The 22,122-nt window shown below is 70.4% G+C and carries 23 protein-coding genes; 11 read left to right on the top strand and 12 right to left on the bottom strand.

Features of this window, described 5'->3' with window-relative positions:
* Positions 1–142: 142 nt before the first annotated feature.
* The 11 genes from IF54_RS0102115 to zapE form a co-directional block, all read right to left on the bottom strand.
* Complete coding sequence (locus IF54_RS0102115; RefSeq protein WP_030313805.1) at positions 143–859, bottom strand: aminoacyl-tRNA hydrolase; 717 nt, start codon at positions 857–859, stop codon at positions 143–145.
* A gap of 16 nt (positions 860–875) precedes the next feature.
* On the bottom strand, positions 876–1,055 hold the full coding sequence (locus tag IF54_RS0102110; protein WP_030313803.1) for a hypothetical protein: 180 nt from the start codon (positions 1,053–1,055) through the stop codon (positions 876–878).
* Between the two features lie 9 nt (positions 1,056–1,064).
* Positions 1,065–1,916 carry a polysaccharide deacetylase family protein gene (locus IF54_RS0102105; RefSeq protein WP_030313801.1) on the bottom strand — a complete coding sequence of 284 codons (852 nt, stop codon included), beginning with the start codon at positions 1,914–1,916 and terminating at the stop codon, positions 1,065–1,067.
* Between the two features lie 61 nt (positions 1,917–1,977).
* A complete protein-coding gene (locus tag IF54_RS0102100) occupies positions 1,978–3,495 on the bottom strand; it encodes an FAD-dependent oxidoreductase (RefSeq protein ID WP_030313798.1) in 1,518 nt (505 codons plus the stop codon).
* 21 nt (positions 3,496–3,516) lie between these two features.
* Positions 3,517–4,413 carry a PPK2 family polyphosphate kinase gene (locus IF54_RS0102095; protein ID WP_030313795.1) on the bottom strand — a complete coding sequence of 299 codons (897 nt, stop codon included), beginning with the start codon at positions 4,411–4,413 and terminating at the stop codon, positions 3,517–3,519.
* An 81-nt stretch (positions 4,414–4,494) separates the two neighbouring features.
* Positions 4,495–5,862, bottom strand: coding sequence for a PhoX family protein (locus tag IF54_RS0102090; RefSeq protein ID WP_030313793.1), 1,368 nt, complete (start codon positions 5,860–5,862; stop codon positions 4,495–4,497).
* A gap of 101 nt (positions 5,863–5,963) precedes the next feature.
* Complete coding sequence (locus IF54_RS0102085) at positions 5,964–6,740, bottom strand: slipin family protein (protein WP_030313791.1); 777 nt, start codon at positions 6,738–6,740, stop codon at positions 5,964–5,966.
* A gap of 132 nt (positions 6,741–6,872) precedes the next feature.
* Entirely contained in the window at positions 6,873–8,363 is a 1,491-nt protein-coding gene (locus IF54_RS0102075; RefSeq protein ID WP_030313789.1) for a SulP family inorganic anion transporter, read from the bottom strand.
* Positions 8,360–8,938, bottom strand: coding sequence for a carbonic anhydrase (locus IF54_RS0102070; protein WP_020133754.1), 579 nt, complete (start codon positions 8,936–8,938; stop codon positions 8,360–8,362). Before IF54_RS0102070 ends, IF54_RS0102075 begins: the two co-directional genes overlap by 4 nt.
* 211 nt (positions 8,939–9,149) lie before the next feature.
* Entirely contained in the window at positions 9,150–9,545 is a 396-nt protein-coding gene (locus IF54_RS0102065) for a hypothetical protein (protein WP_030313786.1), read from the bottom strand.
* A 199-nt stretch (positions 9,546–9,744) separates the two neighbouring features.
* The gene (zapE, locus tag IF54_RS0102060; protein WP_078851841.1) at positions 9,745–10,821 is read right to left on the bottom strand and encodes a cell division protein ZapE; all 1,077 of its coding nucleotides are present in this window, start codon (positions 10,819–10,821) and stop codon (positions 9,745–9,747) included.
* 73 nt (positions 10,822–10,894) lie between these two features.
* Between zapE and IF54_RS0102055 the strand changes: the two genes are divergently transcribed.
* From IF54_RS0102055 to IF54_RS0102035, 5 genes are all read left to right on the top strand, one after another.
* Positions 10,895–11,782: a pyrimidine reductase family protein gene (locus IF54_RS0102055; RefSeq protein ID WP_234438897.1), complete on the top strand. Its 888-nt coding sequence runs from the start codon at positions 10,895–10,897 to the stop codon at positions 11,780–11,782.
* A 180-nt stretch (positions 11,783–11,962) separates the two neighbouring features.
* Entirely contained in the window at positions 11,963–12,418 is a 456-nt protein-coding gene (locus IF54_RS0102050; protein WP_020133750.1) for a hypothetical protein, read from the top strand.
* Between the two features lie 45 nt (positions 12,419–12,463).
* Positions 12,464–13,855 carry a UDP-N-acetylmuramate--L-alanine ligase gene (murC, locus tag IF54_RS0102045; RefSeq protein ID WP_030313780.1) on the top strand — a complete coding sequence of 464 codons (1,392 nt, stop codon included), beginning with the start codon at positions 12,464–12,466 and terminating at the stop codon, positions 13,853–13,855.
* Between the two features lie 13 nt (positions 13,856–13,868).
* A complete protein-coding gene (msrB, locus tag IF54_RS0102040) occupies positions 13,869–14,276 on the top strand; it encodes a peptide-methionine (R)-S-oxide reductase MsrB (RefSeq protein ID WP_020133748.1) in 408 nt (135 codons plus the stop codon).
* A 110-nt stretch (positions 14,277–14,386) separates the two neighbouring features.
* Entirely contained in the window at positions 14,387–15,859 is a 1,473-nt protein-coding gene (locus tag IF54_RS0102035) for a glycoside hydrolase family 3 N-terminal domain-containing protein (RefSeq protein WP_030313778.1), read from the top strand.
* A gap of 129 nt (positions 15,860–15,988) precedes the next feature.
* On the opposite strand, the gene IF54_RS0102030 is transcribed toward IF54_RS0102035, so the two are convergent.
* Positions 15,989–16,213, bottom strand: a complete 225-nt coding sequence (locus IF54_RS0102030) for a hypothetical protein (RefSeq protein WP_030313776.1) — start codon at positions 16,211–16,213, stop codon at positions 15,989–15,991.
* A 556-nt stretch (positions 16,214–16,769) separates the two neighbouring features.
* Here IF54_RS0102030 and IF54_RS0102025 point away from each other — a divergent pair.
* The 6 genes from IF54_RS0102025 (at position 16,770) to IF54_RS39340 (ending at position 22,112) form a co-directional block, all read left to right on the top strand.
* Positions 16,770–17,603, top strand: coding sequence for a hypothetical protein (locus IF54_RS0102025; RefSeq protein WP_030313773.1), 834 nt, complete (start codon positions 16,770–16,772; stop codon positions 17,601–17,603).
* Between the two features lie 337 nt (positions 17,604–17,940).
* A complete protein-coding gene (locus tag IF54_RS0102020) occupies positions 17,941–18,951 on the top strand; it encodes a peptidoglycan-binding domain-containing protein (RefSeq protein WP_234438896.1) in 1,011 nt (336 codons plus the stop codon).
* Positions 18,948–19,667 carry an ABC transporter ATP-binding protein gene (locus tag IF54_RS0102015; RefSeq protein ID WP_030313768.1) on the top strand — a complete coding sequence of 240 codons (720 nt, stop codon included), beginning with the start codon at positions 18,948–18,950 and terminating at the stop codon, positions 19,665–19,667. The genes IF54_RS0102020 and IF54_RS0102015 overlap by 4 nt, the downstream gene beginning before the upstream one ends.
* Positions 19,668–19,717: 50 nt before the next feature.
* Complete coding sequence (locus IF54_RS0102010) at positions 19,718–20,926, top strand: ABC transporter permease (RefSeq protein ID WP_078851859.1); 1,209 nt, start codon at positions 19,718–19,720, stop codon at positions 20,924–20,926.
* Between the two features lie 329 nt (positions 20,927–21,255).
* Positions 21,256–21,543: a hypothetical protein gene (locus tag IF54_RS42630; protein ID WP_159002056.1), complete on the top strand. Its 288-nt coding sequence runs from the start codon at positions 21,256–21,258 to the stop codon at positions 21,541–21,543.
* A 116-nt stretch (positions 21,544–21,659) separates the two neighbouring features.
* Positions 21,660–22,112 carry a peptidase inhibitor family I36 protein gene (locus IF54_RS39340; RefSeq protein WP_051735289.1) on the top strand — a complete coding sequence of 151 codons (453 nt, stop codon included), beginning with the start codon at positions 21,660–21,662 and terminating at the stop codon, positions 22,110–22,112.
* Positions 22,113–22,122: the final 10 nt, after the last annotated feature.

The raw sequence follows: 22,122 nt of genomic DNA, 5'->3' as shown, positions 1-22,122 counted from the left end.
GCGTGACGGAGGTATGGCCCCGGGCGCCCGGTCCGAACCGTGACAGGGGAACCTTCAGAGCAACATTTGAGGTTGGGGAGGACGCACCTTCAGCCTCCCGTTGCGGGCCGTGCCCCCGGCCCCGGCCGAGCGGCCCCGTACGTCATCGCAGCGCCGGATGATCGGCGACCACCGTGCAGCTGCCTGGCGCGATCTCGGTGAAACCGGCGTCACGGACCAACGGCAGCCCGCTGGTGGTCAGTTCGCCCCAGCGGCCGGGGTCCGCGGTGCGCACGGCGAGCGGGAACCCGGCGTCCCGCCAGCCGGCCTTCTCCTCGTCCGACAGCTCCCACCAGGCGAGTTGGGCGCCGTGACCGGCCTGGGCCATCGCCTTGCCGGCCGACATGTCGAGATCCGGGTTGAGCCACAGCACCGGGGCCGCGGGGTCCGCCGCCACCGGGAGCTCGGGGTCGTCCAGGTCGGTGCCGGAAACCTGGAGCCTGGCCAGTTCCTTGGGCCAGCCGTCGAGCGGCACCGGCGGGAACACCCGCACCTCGGCCGACTTCCCCGTCACCGTGATCCCGGGCAGCGCCTCGGCCCGCCGCCACTCGGCCCCCCTGGCCCGCCGTACGACCTTGCGGATCCGGGCGTCCTGCCAGTCCCGCACGGTCTCGGCCCACTCCCCGTCGCCGACGGAACGTTCGTCGCTCAGCAGCACGAGCACGGCGCGGGCGGCGGTCTCCAGGGCGTCGGTGCGAGCGGGCGGCGCCGCCTTCTCGATCCGGACGACCAGCGGCAGCACGAACTGCGGCGCCTGGTCGCGGGCGGTCTGCTCGGTACGGAAGGGGCTGTCGGTGGAGGGCGTCACGTCGTTGCTCACCGGACAACCCTAAAGCTCACCCGGAACAGGCCGTCCGCTGAGCCTCCTGCCACTCGCAGACCGGGCACAGGGTGATCCCCTTGTACGACTCCGGGTACTCCGTGGGCTTCCGGCACAGCACGCACTCCGCGTACGGCGGCCCCTCGGCGACCGGCGGCTTCGGCACGTTGCCGATCGTGCAGTAGTCCTCGCTCATGCCTCCAGCCTAGGACCCTCCAGCCCACGACCCTCCAGCCCAGGACCCGATCAGCTGGGACACCTTCACGAACCGGAAGCCCCGCGCCCGCAGCTGAGGCACCACCGTCCGCACCACCCGTTCCGTCGTCGGCGCGGCACTGCGCGTGCAGTGCAGGACCACGACCGACCCCGGCCGCACCCCCTCCAGCACCTGCCGGGCCACCGCCTCCGCGTCCGTCGCGAACGCGTCGCCGCTCACCACGTCCCACTGGACCGCGGTCACCCCGGCCGGGGTCAGCTCCCTCAGCGCCCGCCGGTCGTAGCAGCCGCCGGGGAAGCGGAAGTACGGCCGCGCGTCCGGCACCCCGGCCTTCCGGAGCGCCGTGTAGGCCCGCTCCACGTCCGTCAGCATCCGGTCCGCCGGCACCGTCGGCAGCCCGTAACAGTCGCCGGTGAAGGCGTAGTGGCTGTAGGAGTGGTTGGCCACCTCGAAGAGGGAATCGCGCCCGATGGAACGCGCCTGGTCCGGATACTCCTCGGCCCACCGCCCGGTCATGAACACGGTGGCCGGCACCTTCAGCGCCCGCAGCGCCGAGATCAGCCCCGGATTGTCGAAGTGCTCACCCGCCGCCGCCCGCGCCCCTTGGTCCGCGGTCATGTCGGCGTCGAAGGTGAGCGCGACCGTCCGCCCGTGCGCCCGGGACCCGTTCCTGAAGACCGGGGTCAGACCGCCCGGACCGGGGGCGAGGGTGGGCGGCGCGCTGGTCGCCGAGGGGGCCGGGCGGGCCATTCGGGGCGCCGGGTGGACGGTGGCGGCACAGGCCGTGAGAGCGGTGCCGAGGAGACAGGCGGCCGTCACGCGTCGTACAAGAGTGATCACCTTACGAAAATAGGACGAACCATCTTATTGTCGTCTTAGCCCCGGCCGGGGCGTCACCCGCTCAGATGTCCCGCCGCTCCAGCGGCTTGGTCGCCGGGCCCTGGATCACCTTGCCGTCGGTGTCGAAGCGGGAGCCGTGGCAGGGGCACTCCCAGGCGTCCTCGGCGCCGTTGAAGGAGACCAGGCAGCCCATGTGCGTGCAGCGTGGCGAGACCGCGTGCAGGGCGCCCTCGTCGTCGCGGTAGACCGCGACCCGGTCGCCGTTCACGCGGACCACCGCGCCCTCGCCGGGCGGCAGGGACTCCAGCGGCGGGGACGGGCGCAAACGGTCGCCGACGAAGTGCCGGGCCACCTGTGCCTGGTGCTTGAGGAAGGACGGGGCCTCGCGGACCTGCGAGCGCAGCCGGCGCGGGTCGTACAGCTCGCTCCACGCGCATTCCTCGCCGGTGATCTGCGCCGTGAGCAGACGGCCCGCCATGATGCCGCCGCTCATGCCCCAGCCGCCGAACCCGGTGGCGACATAGGTGTGCCGGGCGCCCGGGTGCAGCGGGCCGACGAGCGGCACCGTGTCCGTGGGGTCGTTGTCCTGGGTGGCCCAGGCGTGGGTGAACTCGACGCCGGGGAAGTGCCGGGCGGCCCAGGCCGAGAGCTCGTCGAAGCGGGCCCGGGTGTCCCCGGTGCCGGGCGTGAAGTGCTCGCCGGTGACGATGAGCAGCCGCCGGTCCTCGTCCCAGGGAGCCGTGCGCACCGAGCGGGTGCCCTCGTCCGGCGTGATGAACATGCCGTCCGGATCCCGCTCCCGCTCGATCGTCCCGGCGACCACCAGCTCGCGGCGCGGGGAGAGCCGGGTGAACAGCAGGGCCCGGTCGAAGATCGGGTAGTGGGTGGCGACCACGACGTCCCGGGCCGTCACCGTCGCCCGGGTGTCCGTCGTCAGCCGGCACGGCTCGCCCTCGTCGAGACCGACGACGACGGTGTGCTCGTGAACCGCCGCGCCGGAGGCGACCAGGTCCTCGACCAGGGCCAGCAGGTACTTGCGCGGATGGAACTGCGCCTGGTCCTCGACCCGCACCGCTCCCGCCACCGGGAACGGCAGCCCGGTCTCCGTCACGAACGACGCCGGCAGCCCCGCCTCCCGGGCGGCCTCCGCCTCGGCCCGCAGTTCCTCGACCCGGCCCTCGTCACCGACATAGGTGTAGGCGCTGCGCCGCTCCCAGTCGCAGTCGACACCCAGCTCCCGCGCGATCTCGGCGGCCCGTTCGACCGCCTCGCTCTGCGAGCGCGCGTACAGCCGGGCCCCCTCCCGGCCGCGGGTGCGGCGCAGTTTGTCGTAGACCAGGGTGTGCAGGGCGGTGAGCTTGGCGGTGGTGTGCCCGGTGACCCCGGCCGCCACCCGCCCGGCCTCCAGTACGGCGACCCGCAGCCCCGCGTGCGTCAGCTCCCAGGCCGTGCTCAGCCCGGCGATGCCGGCGCCGATCACGGCCACGTCGACGTCGAGGTCCTCGGTCAGTGGCGGCAGGGGGCCGCCGGGTGCCGTCTCCAGCCAGTACGAGCCCTTGACGTGTCGGTTCTCGGTCATGCCGGCCGAGTACCCAGGGAATCACTCTTCCAGCAGCCGCCTGCGGGCCTGCGCCACATCGAAGTCCGCCTTCGGGTACTGCGGGTCCAGCTCGGACAGGTGCTCCAGGAGAAGACGGCTGACCGCCCAGTTGCGGTACCACTTGCGGTCGGCCGGCACCAGGTACCAGGGCGCGTGCCGGGTGGAACAGCGCTCCAGGGCGATCTGGTACGCCCGCTGGTAGGCCGGCCACAGGGCGCGCTCGTCGATGTCCGAGACGTTGAACTTCCAGTGCTTGTCCGGGCGGTCGAGACGCTTGAGGAGGCGGTCGCGCTGTTCTTCGTACGAGATGTGCAGGAAGCATTTGACGACGGTGACGCCGTCGTCGGCGAGAGCCTTCTCGAAGCGGTTGATCTCGTCGTAGCGGCGCTCGATCTCGGCGGCCGGGGCGAGTTCGCGCACCCGGGCGATCAGCACGTCCTCGTAGTGGGAGCGGTCGAAGATGCCCAGCTCACCGGCCTGCGGCAGGGCCTTCTTGACCCGCCAGAGGAAGGGGTGCCCCAGTTCCTTCGGCGTGGGTGCCTTGAACGCCTGGATACGGCAGCCGGAGGGGTTGAGCAGGCCGATGACGTGCTTGACCGTGCCGCCCTTGCCGCTGGTGTCCATGCCCTGGAGCACCAGCAGCACCCGGCGCCGGTCGCCCGCCGTGCCCGCCGCCCACAGCCGTTCCTGGAGGTCGGCGAGCGGATCGGCGAGCGCGGCCATCGCGTCGAGACCGGCCTTCTTGTCCCGAGGGCCGGCCGGGATCTCCCGGGCGTCGTAGGAGGCCAGGTCCACCGCCTTGCCGCCCGGCACGCGCAGCAGCTCGCGCAGGGAGACGTCCGCACCGGCCTTCGAGCCCTTCTTCCCCGCGTGGGCTTTCGAGCCCTTCTTGGACATGGGACACCCCTTCCGGTCCGGGTCCGGTCCCTCGATCCCGCGCCGGGGGACCGGGGCGCGCCGGCCGTCCCTGAGGGGCGGCTACCTGCGCCAGGGTCCCGTCACCGCGAAGGTGGTCCCGGGCGTGTAGCAGTTGACGTACATCGTCTGCCCGTCGGGGGAGAAGGTGACGCCGGCGAACTCGCCCCATTCCGGTGCCTCGGGCGTGCCGATGTTCTGGGCGTTGCGGGCCATCGCGTAGACCTCGCCCTGCCGGGTCACGCCGAAGACGTGCTGGGCCCCGTTGCCGTCCTCGCACACCATCAGGCCGCCGCTGGGGGCCAGGCAGATGTTGTCCGGGGACTCGCCGGGCAGCTGCACATCGGTGTCCGGGCCGAAGACGATCACCAGGGTGAGCCGGCGCGCCGAGGGGTCGTAGCGCCAGATCTGCCCGAAGTGGGAGGCGGCCGAACCGTCGGAGCTGCGCGCGAACGACGACACGAAGTAGACGGAGGTCCCGCCCCAGTAGCAGCCCTCCAGCTTCTGGGCGTGGGTGATGCCCTTCGGGCCGAAGTCCTGGAGCCGGACAGGGGTTTCGGTGGCCAGCGGGTCCGGTACGTCGACCCACTCGATGCCCTCGAAGCAGGCCCCGGTCTCCTGGATCACCGACAGGTCGGGCACGCCGGGCACCCGCATCGCCTGGAGCCGGCCGCCGGCCCGCAGCGAACCGGGGCCGCCCTCGGGCCGGTTGGGCAGGAACCGGTAGAAGAGGCCGAAGGGCTTGAGGAAGGCGTCCTCGGTCTCGTAGACGATGCCGCGCTTCGGGTCGATCGCGATCGCCTCGTGCTGGAAACGGCCCATCGCGGTCAGCGGTACGGCGCCCGAGCGGTGCGGGTCGACCGGGTTCACCTCGAAGATGAAGCCGTGGTCCTTGGTGTAGCCGTTGGTGCCGGCCTTGTCCTCGGTCTCCTCGCAGGTCAGCCAGGTGCCCCACGGGGTGGGCCCGCCCGCGCAGTTGACGGCGGTGCCGGCGATGGCGACCCGCTCCGACAGCACGTTGTTGCGGGAGTCCAGCGTGAGGGCCGTACAACCGCCCTTGCCCGCGGGGTCGTAGGTGAGGCCCTCGACCGTGGGGACCGGGAGGGGCGCGGTGGGGCGGTTCTCGTGGTTGCGGACCAGGTGCACCCGGCCGTGTCTGCCGGGCAGCGCGGTCATGCCGTCGTGGTTGGAGGGAACCTTTCCCTCACCCGAACGCAGCTGGTCGCCCTCGCGGGAGAGGACCTGGTAGCGGAACCCTTTCGGCAGGTCCAGCAGGCCCTTCGGGTCGGGGACGAGGGGGCCGTAGCCGGTGTGGCCGAGGGACTGGGCGGCGGCGGTTCCCGCGAAGAGCTCGGACAGGGCCCCGGTGAAGGCGATGCCGACCCCGAGGGCCCCTGAGCGGGCGAGGACTTGACGTCGTGTTGCGGACATGGCGGTGCGACCTTCCTGCTGGCGGACAGGAACTGTGACGCCGCTGTGTCTATCACCTGGGTCGGCCCTCGGGAACCACGCGCGTAGCGTGTCCCCTTCCGTCACTGCCCGGTCGGGTGCTCCTGCGCGCGCTCCAGGAAGCGCAGCAGCTCCACCGGGAACGGCAGGACGAGCGTGGAGTTCTTCTCGGCGGCCACCGCGACGACCGTCTGGAGCAGCCGGAGCTGGAGCGCGGCGGGCTGCTCCGACATCTCCTTGGCGGCCTCAGCGAGCTTCTTGGAGGCCTGGAGTTCGGCGTCGGCGTTGATGATCCGGGCCCGCCGCTCACGGTCGGCCTCGGCCTGCCGGGCCATCGACCGCTTCATCGCGTCCGGCAGTGACACGTCCTTGATCTCGACGCGGTCCACCTGCACGCCCCAGCCGACGGCCGGGCTGTCGATCATCAGCTCCAGGCCCTCGTTGAGTTTCTCGCGGTTGGACAGCAGGTCGTCCAGTTCGCTCTTGCCGATGATCGAGCGCAGCGAGGTCTGGGCCATCTGGGAGACGGCGAACTTGTAGTCCTCGACCTTGACGAGGGCGCTCGCCGCGTCGACGACCCGGAAGTAGACGACCGCGTCCACGCGCACGGTCACGTTGTCCCGGGTGATGCCCTCCTGGGCCGGTACCGGCATCGTGACGATCTGCATGTTCACCTTGTGCAGCCGGTCCACGAACGGCACGATCGCCGTGAACCCGGGGTCCCGTACCTCGCCCGCGAGGCGTCCGAGGCGGAAGACCACCCCGCGTTCGTACTGCTTGACCACCCGGGCCGCCGCCGCGAGGTAGACGCACCCGGCGGCGGCGGTCGCCGCGGCCGCCGCCAACAGTTCTGGGAGCATTCCGACCTCCTCAGAGAGGTCCTTCTGTCTGCTCCTGCCACGATATGCCCGGTGCCTGGTCCGAAGCCATGACGGCTTCGGACCAGGCGGTGAGGTCCGAGGCCGTCATGGCTTCGGACCAGGTGGTGAGGGCTACGGGGCGGTAGCCCTCACCGGCTCCGGCTCGGTGACGCGCACCGGTTCCGTGCCGACCGAACTGTGCCGTTCGGCCCAGTTCTCCAGTGCCGTGCGGCAGGCGTGGTCCAGGTGGTGCAGGCCCGAGAGGTCCAGCTCCACGGGCCGGTCCTGGGGCAGCGACTCCAGGCTGTCGAGGATCTTCGGCAGCCTCAGGAAGGTCGCGTTGCCCGACAGGTGGGCCTGGATCGGGCCCGCGCCCTTGTCGACGATCTCGAGCTTGAGGTGCGAGGCCTCCCAGGCGGTCTTGGCGACGGACAGCGCCAGACCGATCAGCACGCCCTCGAACATGTTGACCGCGACGATCGAGACGGCGGTGGCCACCAGGATCAGCGCCTCACCGCGGTGGCTGCGCCACAGCGGCACGATGGCCCGGAAGGGGATCAGCTTGAAGCCCGCGTGGACCAGGATGCCGGCGAGCGCGGGCAGCGGGATCAGGGCGAGCGCGGAGGGCAGCAGGGCCGCGAACAGCAGCAGCCACACACCGTGCATGACCCGGGACGCCTTGGTCCGCGCACCCGCCTGGACGTTGGCGGAGCTGCGCACGATGACCGCGGTCATGGGCAGGGCGCCGAGCGCGCCGCACACCGCGTTGCCCGCGCCCTGGGCCATCAGTTCCTTGTCGTACTCGGTGCGCGGCCCGTCGTGCAGCCGGTCCACCGCGGCCGCGCTGAACAGCGACTCGGCGGAGGCGATCAGCGTGAACGCGAGGATGGTCCCGAAGATCGCCGGGTTGGCGAGCTCACCGAAGGCCTCCGAGCCCGGGGGCTGGATGGAGCCGAGCAGGCCGTTCACCTCGACGGTGGCGATCGACAGGCCGAAGACCTGGGTGACCGCGGTGGCCAGCAGGACGGCGGCGAGGGCGCCGGGCACGGTCTGTGCCTTCCCGGGCAGCTTTTTCCAGAGGACCAGCACCGCGACGGTGCCCGCCCCGACCGCGAGCGAGGTGAGCGCGGTGCCGCTGCCGAGTGCGTCGACCACGGCACCGGGCAGCCCCAGGATTTTGTCGACCCCGGTGGTGGGCGCCTTCAGGCCGGCCGCGGAGTACAGCTGGCCGGCGATGAGCACGAGGCCGATGCCGGCCAGCATGCCCTCGACGACCGAGACGGATATCGCCCGGAACCAGCGCCCCAGCTTCAGGGCGCCCATCGCGAGCTGGATCAGCCCGGCGGCCAGCACGATCACCCCGAGCGCGGGCAGCCCGAACTCCTGCACCGCCTCGAAGACGAGCACGGTCAGACCGGCGGCGGGCCCGGAGACCTGGAGGCTGCTGCCCCGCATGACTCCGGTGACCAGCCCACCGACTATGCCGGTGACCAGGCCGAGTTCGGCCGGGACGCCGGAGGCGACGGCCACGCCCACGCAGAGCGGGAGCGCGACCAGGAAGACGACCAGGGAGGCGGCGAAGTCCTGCCGCAGGTGAGGGAATTTGGTCAGCACGGCGATCACAGACCCTCGAACGCGTCGGACTCGGTGCGGTGGACGCGGACGGCGCCGGTGTGCACCTCGTAGTACCAGGCGTGCAGGGTCAGTTGCTCTTCCGCCAGCTTCTTGTCGATGAACGGGTAGGACCGCAGCCGCAGGATCTGGGCCAGGACGTGGCTCTGCACGCCCTCGGCGACCTCCGGGTCCTCGGCCGCGCCCGCCGGACGCGGGGTGGCGTGGTGCAGCCAGTCGCGGACGGCCGGTACGGCGTCCAGGTCGTCGCCGCGGACCAGGGCGCCGACGGCCCCGCAGTGCGAGTGCCCGCAGACCACGATGTCGCGGACGCCCAGCACCTCCACGGCGTACTCGATGGTGGCCGCCTCGCTGGTGGGGTGCTCGGAGGCGTAGGGGGGAACGATGTTGCCCGCGGTGCGCAGCTCGAAGAGCTCTCCCGGGCGGGCGCCCGTGATCAGGGCCGGGACGACCCTGGAATCCGAGCAGGTGATGAACAGAACCTGGGGGGACTGGCCTTGGGCCAGCGGGGCGAACTCCTCAGGGCGCTGTCCGAACGTACGGGCGTTGTCGATGAGGGGCTGCATGTGGTGACTCCTCCTGGCGCGCCGTGGGGGGCGCGTCGGGCTTGCCGAGTGCGCGGCTGCGCGTCGGCTCGCATGACAGTGATTCAGGTGAGGTGGGGGACTTCGCTGCCGAGAGCGGCGGAGAACGGCGGAGAGCAGCGGAGCGCGGCTGTCAGCAGGTGTGGACAGCTGTCAGCGGTCGTCAGCGGCTGTCGGCAGTTGTCAGTGGCTGTCAGCAGCGGAAGACCTGAAGTGCCGCCGGAGCGTGGGCTGTCGAGGGTCTCGACAGGGGGAATCCGCTCGGTACGGAGTGGTGCCCGGGTGTCGTCGCCGACTCCTGGGCCAGTGCCGCGCGGTCGGGCCCCTGGGGTGCGAAGTCGACGGCGCGGTGCCGGTCGCGTGCGCGCAGGGGACCGGTCGGGTCGCCCGCGGGGTTGCAGTGGCGCTTCGTGGCGGCTTCGATGCGCAGCGTGCTGCCGGTGGGTTTGGTTCCGGCAGGAGCTTTGGCCTCGACTTGACGAACCGTGTGCGCGGTTGCGAAGCCCTCGGTGGGTGCGAAGAACTGGAGGGCGAACAGGACAGCCGTGAGGGCCGCGAGCGCGGTGCGTACCGCTCCACCTCGAAACATGCGCCCCCCTCCCGTAGTTCACATCTCTAGTCCAGACCAACGCCTGGTCAACGGCTGGTCAAGAAACACCTTAGCCCGGCAAAGTTGTTTGCTGGGTTAACTTAACGTTTCCAGCTGAAGAGAGGCTGAAGCGCGCCGGGTCGCTGTCGCGAACTGGCCCTTGACGTGCGATGTTTCGCTGTGGTGGGGCGAGCTGTGGTCAGGCGACGAGCCCCTTGGCGTCGCGGGCCAGCGCGGTGAGTCGGGATATCGCGCGGAAGTACTTCTTGCGGTAGCCGCCGTTCAGCATCTCCTCGCTGAACAGCCGGTCGAAGGGCAGCCCGGAGGCCAGGACCGGCACCTCGCGGTCGTAGAGACGGTCCGCGAGCACCACGAGCCGCAGCGCGGTCGACTGGTCCGGCACCGGCTGGACGTCGGTGAGGCACACCGCCTTCAGACCGTCGGTCAGGGCGCCGTACCGGCTCGGGTGGACCTTCGCGAGGTGGGTCAGCAGGCTCGGGAAGTCGTCCAGCGAGGCGCCCTCGGTGGCGTACGCCGCCGTCCTGACCTCCTCGTCGGTGAACGGCGCCGGCGCCTCGGGCAGCCCGCGGTGGCGGTAGTCCTCGCCGTCGATGCGCAGCGGGCGGAACTGTGCCGCGAGGCCCTGGATCTCGCGCAGGAAGTCGGCGGCCGCGAACCGGCCCTCGCCGAGCTTGCCCGGCAGGGTGTTGGAGGTGGCGGCGAGCGCCACACCCGCGTCGACCAGCTTGCCGAGCAGCGTGGAGACCAGAACGGTGTCGCCCGGGTCGTCCAGCTCGAACTCGTCGATGCACAGCAGACGGTGGCCGGAGAGCGTCTGCACCGTCTGCTGGAAGCCGAGGGCGCCGACCAGGTTGGTCAGCTCGACGAAGGTGCCGAAGGCCTTGAGGGAGGGCTCGGCGGGAGTGGCGTGCCAGAGGGAGGCCAGCAGGTGGGTCTTGCCGACGCCGTAGCCGCCGTCGAGGTAGACCCCGCGGGGGCCTGCCGGCGCCTTGGCCGCCTTGGCCCTGCCGAAGGCATTGCCGAGTCCGAGGAAGCCGCGCTTGCCGCCGCCGACCGCGTGGGCGCCGCCGAGACCCGCCGCGAAGCCCTCCAGGACCCGCACGGCCTCGGTCTGGCTGGGCTGGTTCGGGTCCGGGATGTAGGTGTCGAAACGCACCGAGTCGAACCGCGGCGGCGGCACCATCTCGGCGACCAGCCGGTCCGCGGGGACATGCGGCGCGCGGTCGCACAGGGATGGCGGGGCGGTGTCGGTCATCGAACCGGACCCGGACGCGGCGGGGGAAGTAGACACGGTTCACCATGCTAAGCGCCGTGCCAGACTGCACGACATGCGACGCCTGTTCCCTGTGACCGACGAGACAGAGATCCGTAGCCCCGAGACGGGGATCCGCAGTCCCGCTACAGAGGTCCGTAGCCCAGAGACAGAGATCCGCAGTCCCGCGACAGAGATCCGTAGCCCCGAGGCGGAGGCCGGTCACGAGTGGGGCCTCGACGAGCTGGCCGCCGCCTACGCGTACCCCGCGCTCGGACCGGGCGCAGGGCCCGGGGCCCCCGAGGTCTGGCTGCGCGCCAACATGGTCTCCACCCTCGACGGGGCCGCCCAGCACGAGGGCCGTTCGCAGCCCATCTCCACCGCGACCGACATGCGGATCTTCGGCACCCTTCGGGCGCTGGCGGACGTGGTGGTGGTCGGTGCGGAAACGGTCCGCCAGGAGGGGTACCGGCCGGCACGCGCGCGTGCGGAGTTCGCGGTCGCGCGGGAGGCGGCCGGACAGGGGCCGGCCCCGGCGATCGCCGTGATCAGCGCGAGCCTGGACCTGGACTTCTCCCTGCCGCTGTACACCTCGCCCCTGGTGCCCACGCTGATCCTCACCGGCGCGGCGGCGGCCCCCGACCGGATCGCCGCGGCCGAGAAGGCCGGAGCGCGGGTGGTGATCGCCGGCGACGGTGTCGGCGTGGACCCCGCGCGGGCCGTGCGGGCGCTGGCCGACCTCGGGCACACCCGGCTGCTCACCGAGGGCGGCCCCCGGCTGCTCGGGCAGCTGGTGGCCGCCGGGGTGCTCGACGAGCTCTGTCTGACCCTGTCGCCGATGCTCACCGCGGGGGACGCGCAGCGCATCGCCGGGGGCCCGTCGGTCGCGGTCCCGGCGAGGTTCGCGCTGGCCTCCCTGCTGGAGGAGGACGGATTCCTCTACAGCAGGTATCGCCGGCCTTGACCGCGGGCGTATGGGTATAGGGGTTCGATCGGTACCGCTGTCGCCGACATCGGCGGAATCTGTCGTTCCGTTTGATGTCCGGCGGGCACACTGAGTCCGGCAGTACCCGTGCGATCACGGGGCAGGATGGTTTCCGCAACGCGCAGAGAAGGGGACGCCCCGGTGTTCACAAGCGTTTTGATGATCGAGAAGGCCCTGACGTCCGCCGACGTGGAGTTCGTCACCACCTTGCACGGGGACGAGTCCGTCGCGTTCCACGTGCTGCTCCAGCCGCGGGGTGATCAGGCGGACCGGCTGCTGCGGGCCATCGACGACGTGGCGCTGGGCGAACTGGACGAGGCCGTGCGGGAGCGCGAGACACCCGAGGGCGAGGACGCCAAGGGGGTCGGCGAGCAGGCCCTCGCGGTCTCCCTCCAGGCGCTCAGAGCCTCCGGCAGCGAGGCCGAGGGGCGGCTCATCGAGGACCACCCCCTGGACGCGCTGAAGTCCCTGGTCGACGAGATCGGCGCGGACGAGGTGATCGTCCTGACCGACCCCCACTACGTGGAGGAGTTCTTCCACCGCGACTGGGCGTCCCGGGCCCGTCACAAGGTGGGCGTTCCGGTGCTGAAGCTGTTCTCGCACAGCAAGGCATAGGCTGAGCCCCGCACTCGTACCGCACCACTTTGGGGAGACACACGCATGGCACCCGGCCTTCCTACCGCCATGGACCGACCGCACTTCATCGGGATCGGTGGGGCCGGGATGTCGGGGATCGCGAAGATCCTCGCGCAGCGCGGGGCCAAGGTGGCGGGCAGCGACGCCAAGGAGTCGGCGACCGCCGAGGCGCTGCGGGCGCTGGGCGCGACCGTGCACATCGGGCACGCGGCGGAGCACCTCGCCTCCGACGCCACCTGTGTGGTCGTCTCCTCGGCGATCCGGGCCGACAACCCCGAGCTCGCCCGGGCCGCCGAACTCGGCATCCCGGTCGTCCACCGGTCCGACGCCCTCGCCTCCCTGATGGACGGCCTCCGGCCGATCGCCGTTGCGGGCACGCACGGCAAGACGACCACGACCTCGATGCTGGCCGTCTCCCTGTCCACGCTGGGCCTGAAGCCGTCGTACGCGATCGGCGGGGACCTCGACGCCCCCGGCTCCAACGCCCTGCACGGCGAGGGCGAGATCTTCGTCGCCGAGGCGGACGAAAGCGACCGCAGCTTCCACAAGTACGCCCCCGAGGTCGCGATCGTCCTCAACGTCGAGCTCGACCACCACGCCAACTACGCCTCCATGGACGAGATCTACGAGTCCTTCGAGACGTTCGTCGGCCGGGTCACCGAGGGCGGCACGCTGGTGGTCAACGCGGACCACGAGGGCGCCCGGGAGCTGACCCGCCGGGTCACGGCGAGCGGTGTGCGCGTGGTGACGTACGGCGACGCCGAGGACGCGGACGTGCGGGTCCTCTCGGTGGTTCCGCAGGGCCTGAAGAGCGAGGTCACCGTGCTCCTCGACGGTGCCGAGCTCACCTTCGCGGTCTCCGTCCCCGGCCGCCACTACGCGCACAACGCGGTGGCCGCGCTGGCCGCGGGCGTGGCCCTCGGGATCCCCGCCGCCGAACTCGCGCCCGCCCTGGCCGCCTACACCGGCGTCAAGCGGCGCCTCCAGCTCAAGGGCGAGGCCGCCGGGGTGCAGGTCGTCGACTCCTACGCCCACCACCCCACCGAGATGACGGCCGACCTGGAGGCCATGCGCGCGGCCGCCGGTGACGCCCGCATCCTCGTGGTCTTCCAGCCCCACCTGTTCTCACGGACCCAGGAGCTCGGCAAGGAGATGGGCCAGGCGCTGGCGCTGGCCGACGCCTCGGTCGTCCTGGACATCTACCCGGCCCGCGAGGACCCGGTCCCCGGGGTGACGAGCGAGCTGATCATCGAGGCGGCCCGGGCCGCGGGTGCGGACGTGACGCCGGTCCGCGACAAGGCGGACGTGCCGTCGGTGGTCGCGGGAATGGCGAAGGCCGGTGATCTCGTTCTCACCATGGGCGCGGGTGACGTCACCGACCTGGGCCCGCTGATCCTGGACCGTCTCGCGCAGTAAGGGGCTGAGCTTCATGTCGTACGACGTCGAAAAGCCGGACGAGCAGTGGCGAGCGGAGCTGACGCCGGCCGAGTACGCCGTACTCCGCAAGGCCGGGACCGAGCCGGCCTTCACCGGTGAGTACACCGACACCAAGACCACCGGTGTGTACTCCTGCCGCGCCTGCGGCGCCGAACTCTTCACCTCCACCACGAAGTTCGAGTCGCACTGCGGCTGGCCGTCCTTCTACGACCCGAAGGACACCGACGCGGTCGAGCTCATCGAGGACCGCTCCCACGGGATGGTCCGCACCGAGGTGCGCTGCGCCCGCTGCGGCTCGCACCTCGGGCACGTGTTCGAGGGTGAGGGGTATCCGACCCCCACCGACCAGCGCTACTGCATCAACAGCATCTCGCTGCGGCTGACGGCGGACGAGAGCTGACGGCGGACGAGAGCTGACGCCGGACGAGGGCTGACACCGGCACCCCCGGAGTGAATGACCGAACCATTGGTCTGTTGACTTTCGGCTGATCGAGCCAGAGGATTCCGGGGGTGACCCACACCGAGCACCCGTCTGTCCGCACCGCCCTGCCCGTCGACCTCGACGAGGCCGCACACCGCTGTCTCGTCGCCGGGTTCGAGGGGACCACCGCCGTCCCCGACACGCTCAAGCGGCTCATCGACCGCGGCCTCGGCGGGGTCATCCTGTTCACCCGCAACGTGCGCGACGCGGAGCAGGTGCGCCGCCTCACCGACACCCTGCGGGCCCTGCGCCCCGACCTGCTGGTCGCCATCGACAACGAGGGCGGCGGCATCGGGCACCTGGTGGCCGCGGGCGCCCCGGAGGTCCCCGGCTCCTACGCCCTCGGCGTCGTCGACGACCCGGCCCTGACCGCCCGTTGCGCCGACGCGCTCGCCGGTCACCTGGCCGCCCTCGGCATCACCGCCTCCTACGCCCCCGTCGCTGACGTGCAGCGGAAGGCCGACAACCCGATCGTGCGCACGCGGGCCTTCGGTGAGGAGAGCGGGCTCGTCTCCCGGCACCTGAGCGCCTGGATCGCCGCGACCGAGGCCCGCGGCATCGCCTCCTGCGCCAAGCACTTCCCCGGCCACGGCGGCACGCTCACCGACAGCCACCACGAACTCGCCGTCGACCCGCGGCCGTACGAGGAACTCGACCTCGAACCCTTCCGGGCCGCGATCGCCGCGGGGGTGCCGATGCTGATGAGCGCACATGTCGTCTTCCCGGCGCTCGACGCGAACCGGCCGGCCACGCTCAGCCGGCGGATCCTCGGGGATCTGCTGCGGCACGAGTTCGAGTTCGAGGGGGTGCTGGTCAGCGACGCGCTGGAGATGAAGGCCATCGCCGACCTGTACGGGGAGGCCGCGGGGGCGCGGATCGCCCTCGCCGCCGGGGCCGACCAGGTCATCGTCGCCGTACCCGATCTGCGCGTCACCCTGGAGTGCCGGGACGCCGTGCTGGAGGCGCTGCGGGAAGGGGTGCTGGCCGAGGAACGGGTCCGGGAGGCGGCGGGGCGGGTGCAGCGGCTGGTCGAGCGGTATGCGACACCGGCGGCGGCGGTCGCCCCGTGGGACGCGGAGGCGGGGCTGGAGGCGGCTCGGCGGGCCGTCGGGGCGCCTTCCTTGGGGGTGCGGGGGGCGCATGTCGTGGATCTGTTCCCGGCGCCGCATCCGGCGTTGAACTGGGGTGGGGAGGATCTGCTGACCCAGGTGCTGGTGGTCGATCCGACGGCCACGGGGACGGCGGTGGCGGGGGAGCCGGCGGATCTGGAGGGCGTGGCTGCGGAGATTCTGGCCAAGGCCGGAGGGGCCCCGCTCGTCGTGGCCACATGTGATGCGGGGCTGTATGCCTGGCAGCGGCGCCTGAGGGATGTGCTCGTCGCCCGGCGGCCCGGGGCGGTCGAGGTCGCCACGGGGCTGCCGGACGGGGGTGCGGTGTGTTCTTACGGGCGGGGCAAGGTCAATCTGCGGGCGGTGGCTGAAGCGGTGGTCGGGGCGCGGTGATTCGCCGCGGGCCGGTGTGGCTGGTCGCGCCCGCGCGGCGGAGCCACAGATCGATACAGCCTGCGCCCCCGAGGCGCCATGTCACTCGGCGCCGTCTCGCAGCCAAGACCCCGCCTTGGGTGCCCAGGTTCACGGCGTCCCTCCCCCGAACCAGGTCGTGAAGCGGATGCGCTCTTCGCCGCACCGATCGCTGCTGGAGGCTTGGGCGCTGCTCGGACTGAAGGTGGAGCCGTACGGTCCGGAGGTCAGCGTGCAGGCTTCCCGCACAGGCTGGAACGCGTAGTAGCCGAATGCCGCCAGTGCCACGACCAGCAGGGGCGTCAGCCAGTAGCGGCGTGGTATCGGGGAAGACATGAGGTGATGCTATCGGCGAACTGGAAGTGCCTCTCACCCTCGCCCGGAGTGGTGTGCGAAAAATTCCGATTCGGGTGCTTTCGGAGATATTCCGCAAAGACAGGTTCAAGTTCCTGGAGCTGTGAAGTCGCAGGCCATCGGAGACAGTCCGGGAAAAATCGGCTCCATTCGCTCAGCGGGCGCTTGCCATCCATGCTGATTGCTGGTGATCAACTGGAGATTCCTTTGCCGCCGATTGAGGGAAAAAAGGCCTGCAAAGCCTGTCGCCCGCGGGCCATGCCACCATCTGCTGCGGTCGCACACATCGGAGTCGACGCGGTGTCACGGGGGGTGGCTGATGTCCCGTCAGCAGGTATACGAGAGCTTCTGGTTGCTCGGTCGTGGGCGGGTTCTTCTCGCCGGCCTCAGGCCAGACAGTCCTTGAGGTGGGAGCAAAGTGGCCGGCAGAAAACCAATTCGCGGGGTGATGGCCGCACTCACTGTCGCGGGGTTCATGGTCTCGACCAGCGCCTGCGAATCGTCTGACACCACAACGCGGCAGCCAGGAGCAGACCTTGTGGCCACACAAGCATCACCGACCGCCACGCCCACACTTTCTTCCACCAACTCGGTCACGCTGCCCGTCGAGGACTACCTGCTGAAGAACGACGAGGACGCGGAGATGCTCTACGCGTCGAAAATCCTCGTTCGGCAGTGCATGGCCCGCTTCGGTTTTGACTACGCCGTCGACCCGGGGTGGAAGTCTCCCAGTGACCCGAAGGGAGATGCGGCCAATATGGCTCGACGTTACGGGGTTTCCGATGCGACGACTGCGGCACGTTACGGCTACCACCTGCCCACGAACGTCCTGCCGGCCCCACCGGCCGACGCGCAGCCGATGAGTGATGCCGCACGTGACGTGTTCTTGGGGGACAACCCGCGGGCTGACGGCGGCGGTCTGCACGTGAAGCAGTACCAAGGGCAGAAGATCCCGGCTCATGGATGTTCCGGCGAGGCGGAGCGAAAGCTGGGCACAGGGCTTGACGAACGGTTGCCTGAGAGCATCAACGACGCCAGTTTCCAGCAATCCATGGCAGCACCCCAGGTGAACGGCGCTTTCCGATCGTGGTCGGCGTGCATGCGGAAGAACGGTTATACCTTCAGCACGCCTTTGGAACCGCTCAGAACCCGTTTGTCCGCCTCGCCGACGGCTTCCGAGATTCACATGGCGGAATCGGACGTGGCGTGCAAGAAGAAGACGAACCTCGTCGGTATCTGGGTCGCCGTGGAATCGACCGTCCAGAAGTCGCTGATCGAGAAGAACCAGGAAGGCCTGACCCAAGTGCGGTCAACCGCTCGTCAGACACTCGAGCGCTCCGCGAAGGTCATCGCCGAGGGGGCGTCCTCGTGAACCACTCGCCGATACCGCCGTGCACCGGCGGCGAGACCGTCGGGAGAGACACGTGAACGTGTTTCTCTCCACTGAGGAGGCGGGCGGTCCGACGTCGCCGGACGGTGCGGACGCAGGCTCACGGCTGGTACGTCGCCGCAGGTGGACGGTAGTGGCCGCGTGCTTCTCGGCCGTGCTGTCGGCGAGTGGTGTGTACGCGACGCAGTGGGTGCAGTCGCCGGCGGAAGCCGCCGCTCGTTCCCAGGCGCCGAAGGCAACCGTCATCACGGCCCCGGTGGTGCGTCAGGTCCTGCGGAACACCCTGGTCTTTCGCGGGTCCTTCTCGGACGGAAGAACCGTGTCGGCCACTCCCACCGCTGTCGCTGTCACCCAGCCCACTGCACAGCCGTCCGCACTCGTGGTCACGGGCGTCTTCGCGCGGCCCGGCCAGCGGGTGAACGCGGCGCAGCCGCTGGTGGAGTACGACGCGCGTCCCGTCTTCGCGCTGCCTGGGTCCTTTCCCATGTATCGCGATCTGACCGTGGGCGAAGAGGGCAAGGACGTCGTCCAGTTGCAGAGGGCACTGCACGCCACGGGCCGGACGACCGGTCCCGATCCGTCCGGCATGTTCGGCGCCGGTACGGCGGCCGCCGTGCGGCACATGTACGCCGCGATGGGTTACGCGCCGCCGCTCGCCACACCCGCTGAGGCCGTCTCCGCGGGGACAGCCGGGTCCCGGAAAGCCGAGCCCGAGGCCGACGTGACCCTGCCGTCGTCCGAAGTCGTTTTCGTACCCTCACTGCCTGCGCGGGTGGTGTCCGTGCCTGTCCACGTGGGTGACGCAGTCAAGGGCCCGGTCATCACTCTCGCCCGCGGCGACATGACGCTCACCGGATTCCTCGATCCCTCCGAACGCGGCCTCGTCACGGCCGGAGCGAAGGCCGACATCCTGGCGGAGGCGACCGGCGCCCATGCCACGGGAGCGGTGGCGTCGGTGGGTGCCTTGGTCACCCCCGACACCGGGAAGGACAACGGGGCGTCGGACAACAGCGCCGCAGCCGCGCGGCCGGACGGCGCCTACGTACCGGTCAGGGTCGAAGGCAGCGGGTCGTGGGACCGCAGGTTCGCCGACCAGGACGTCCGTATCACCCTCACAGCGGCCGCAACGTCGCGGGCCGTCACCGCCGTTCCCGAAGCGGCCATCACGGCGGGCGCGGACGCCCGGTCCACGGTCACCGTGGTGACCACCTCGGTCGGGCAACGCACCGTGCCGGTGACGACAGGAGTCTCGGCCGACGGTCTGGTGCAGGTCACACCGGCGCGTGGCTACAGCCTCCGGGCCGGAGAGCGCGTGGTGGTGGGCACATGACCGCTACCGCCTCTCCTCCGGTGCTGGACCTCCAGGGCGTCAGCAAGGCCTATCCCGGTCCGCCGCCGGTCACCGCCCTCCATCCGACGCACCTTCGCGTCGAGACCGGTGACTTCCTGGCCGTCGTGGGCCCGTCCGGGTCCGGCAAGTCGACTCTTCTCAACCTCATGGGGCTGCTGGACCGCCCCACCCACGGCACCTACCGGCTCTCCGGCACCGACGTGGCGACCCTGACCGAACGGGACCGCGCCGCGCTGCGCGGGCGCCGGGTCGGGTTCGTCTTCCAGGCCTTTCACCTGTTGCCCCACCGCACCGCGCTGGAAAACGTCGCGCTCGCACGGCTCTACGTCACCGCGCGCGGCGAACACCGACAGGCCGACGCGGCGCGTGCACTGGGCCGGGTCGGCCTCGGCCACCGGCTGGACGCGCTGCCTGGCCGATTGTCGGGAGGCGAGAGGCAACGGGTGGCCATAGCGCGTGCCGTGGTCAGTGCACCGGACATCCTGCTGTGCGACGAACCGACGGGAAACCTGGACTCGGTGACAGCCGGCACCGTGATGGACCTGTTGGCGGAGCTCAACCAGGCCGGGGTCACCATCGTCGTCATCACCCACGACCCGGCTGTGGCACAGCGCGCACGACGACAAGTCACCATGCTGGACGGCCGTTTGAGCGAGCCGGCACCGGGCGGCCGGAGTGCGGGAGGCCGTCAGTGAGGTGGCGACGCCACGAAGGGTCGGCCGCCACCCGGCTCACCTGGCGCGACATGGTGGCCGAGGCGCTGACCGGCGTCGTCGAGCGGCCGGGGCGCTCCGTGCTGACGTTGCTCGGAACCGTCCTGGGAGTGGGTGCCTTCGTCTCCGTGCTCGGTCTGACCTCCACCGCCACCGGACAGATCGGCAGATCGTTCAGCCTCTTGCAGGACACCACGGTGACCGTCGACGACACCGGGGCCACGCCACAAGACTCCCTTGCGGCTCAGGGCAGCGGCATGGACTTCCCGGCCGACACCGATCAACGACTGGGGCGCCTCAACGGCGTCGTGGACGCCGGTGTCTGGTGGAACGCACCGCTGCGGCACCCCATCGTCTCCGCGCGGCCCGACGTCACCGCGGACGCAACCACCGACAGCGATCGCACCGGTCTGCGTGTGCTCGCGGCCTCTCCCGGGACGCTGCGCGCCATGCAGCCGACGCTGTCCACCGGGACCCTGTTCAACGAGTTCCATCAGCGGCGCGAGGAACGGGTCTGCCTCCTGGGGACCGCTGCGGCCCGCCTGTTGGGTATCACCCGGGTCGACAACCAACCCGCTGTCTTCATCGACGGAACGGCCTACACCGTCCTCGGCATCATCTCGACCACCCGGCGCCTGCCTCAGAGTCTGCTCTCGGTGCTCATCCCTTCCAGCTCGGCACTGAACGCCTACGGCCCCCCGACGGACGATCCCGCCCAGGCGCTGATCCGGACTCGGACCGGGGCCGCAGCGCTGATCGCTCGGCAGGCACCCCTGGCGCTGCTGCCCGCCCACCCCGGCCTCCTGCACGCCGTCCCGCCGCCCGACCCGCACCAACTACGCGACCAGGTCGACACCGACCTGTCCGGGCTGTTCCTCGCCCTCGCGGCGATCTGTCTGCTCGTGGGAGCGGTCGGTATCGCGAACACCACGCTCGTGTCCGTCCTGGAAAGAAAGGGTGAGATCGGCCTGCGCCGGGCCCTGGGCGCCCGCCGCCGTCACATCGCGGCCCAGTTCCTCACCGAGTCCACCTCTCTGGGGGTCCTGGGCGGTCTGACCGGCACGGCCATCGGGGTCGCCGTCGTCCTCGGCACGGCCCTGGTCCGCCACTGGACCGCCGTCCTTCAGCCCTACGCGGTACTGCCCGCCCCGCTCATGGGAACGGTCGTCGGGTTCCTCGCCGGGCTCTATCCAGCCCTGCGCGCAGCCCGCGTCGAACCCCTGGAAGCTCTCCGTCACTGAGCCACCAACCCGTTCCGTGCGATCCATCCGACGAGGGAGACCCAGGATGACCGTGTCCCGTCGACTACTTGCCCGCAAGGCCCAGGTTGGCCCCGTCGCGCAGATCCGAGAACCCCTGAGCTATCACGGCTGCCGGGTCGAGGCAGGCTCGGCGGACGTCCGGTGCCGTGGGCCCGGTCGCGCACCCCAAGGAGGCGTACTCGCGCACGGCCTCCTGGATTTTCCGCGCACTGGAGTCCAACGTCGCAAATCCCGCGTGTCCGTGGATTTCGCGCAAGGCCAGGTCGGCGGCATCGGATGTGGCGTCGGCCGCCGCCTGACATGTGGCGGTGAAGAGCTGGGGTGATGTCGGTGAACACGAGGACTCCACACCGGAACCAAGTTTTTCCTCGTCTGCCGATATGCGCCCCTCGAGAGAATTCTTCACGTTCTCGGCGATCTGCGCCTTCGTTGGTGCGGGTGATTCGCTCGACCGCGAAGCAAGACTCCCGGACGGCCGAGCGGCACTCTTCTCGTCTCCGGAACCACTGCATCCCGCACAAAAAACAGCCACCAGGCCGAGCGACGCCGTCACCCGCACTGCGTATCGCTTCATCATTGACCCCTTCGAATGGTGATCGCCACCCTACCGGAAGAATTTCGAACGAAATTAAAGGGGTTCTAAAAACACTGTCGGGCAATTGACGTCAATCCGTAACACCTGAAAATCTCCAGTACATTCGAAAGGATTCCTGTGCGTCTCGGACTCGCATTTGGCGCAGCCATCTTCACCGTCGCCGCCCTCCTGTGCACTGCTCCGCCGGCGGCAGCCCTGGGCAACGGCGACTACACCACCTGCTCGCACTACGAGGGCACACTCTGCCTGTTCTACAACTCCAATCTCGGTGGTTCCCGAGTCGGAATTTTCGGACAGGTTCCGAATTACGGCGTCATCGAGCCCGCGTGCAGCGACCAGGGCTGCCCGGCTTATATCTTCATGACCAGCGGAAGCGGCGAATCCCAGCACGTGAAGAACAATGCGGCCTCAGCCTACAACGAGGCCAGTTGGGTCTATTGGGTCTACTACAACAGCAACTACAGCGGCCCGCGAGATCAGTGGGATCCCGAGGGGTACGGCACGTTCTACGGAAACCTCAACGCGACGTACAACGAAAACGCCTCGCAGCTGGCGAACGCCGATCTTTGAGTAGCTACTC

Origin of the sequence: Streptomyces sp. NRRL B-3229 (assembly GCF_000719505.1) — a bacterium.
Lineage (GTDB): Bacteria > Actinomycetota > Actinomycetes > Streptomycetales > Streptomycetaceae > Streptomyces > Streptomyces griseorubiginosus.
The sequence above is the reverse complement of the archived record's forward strand: the minus strand, read 5'-3'. Positions and strand labels throughout refer to the sequence as shown.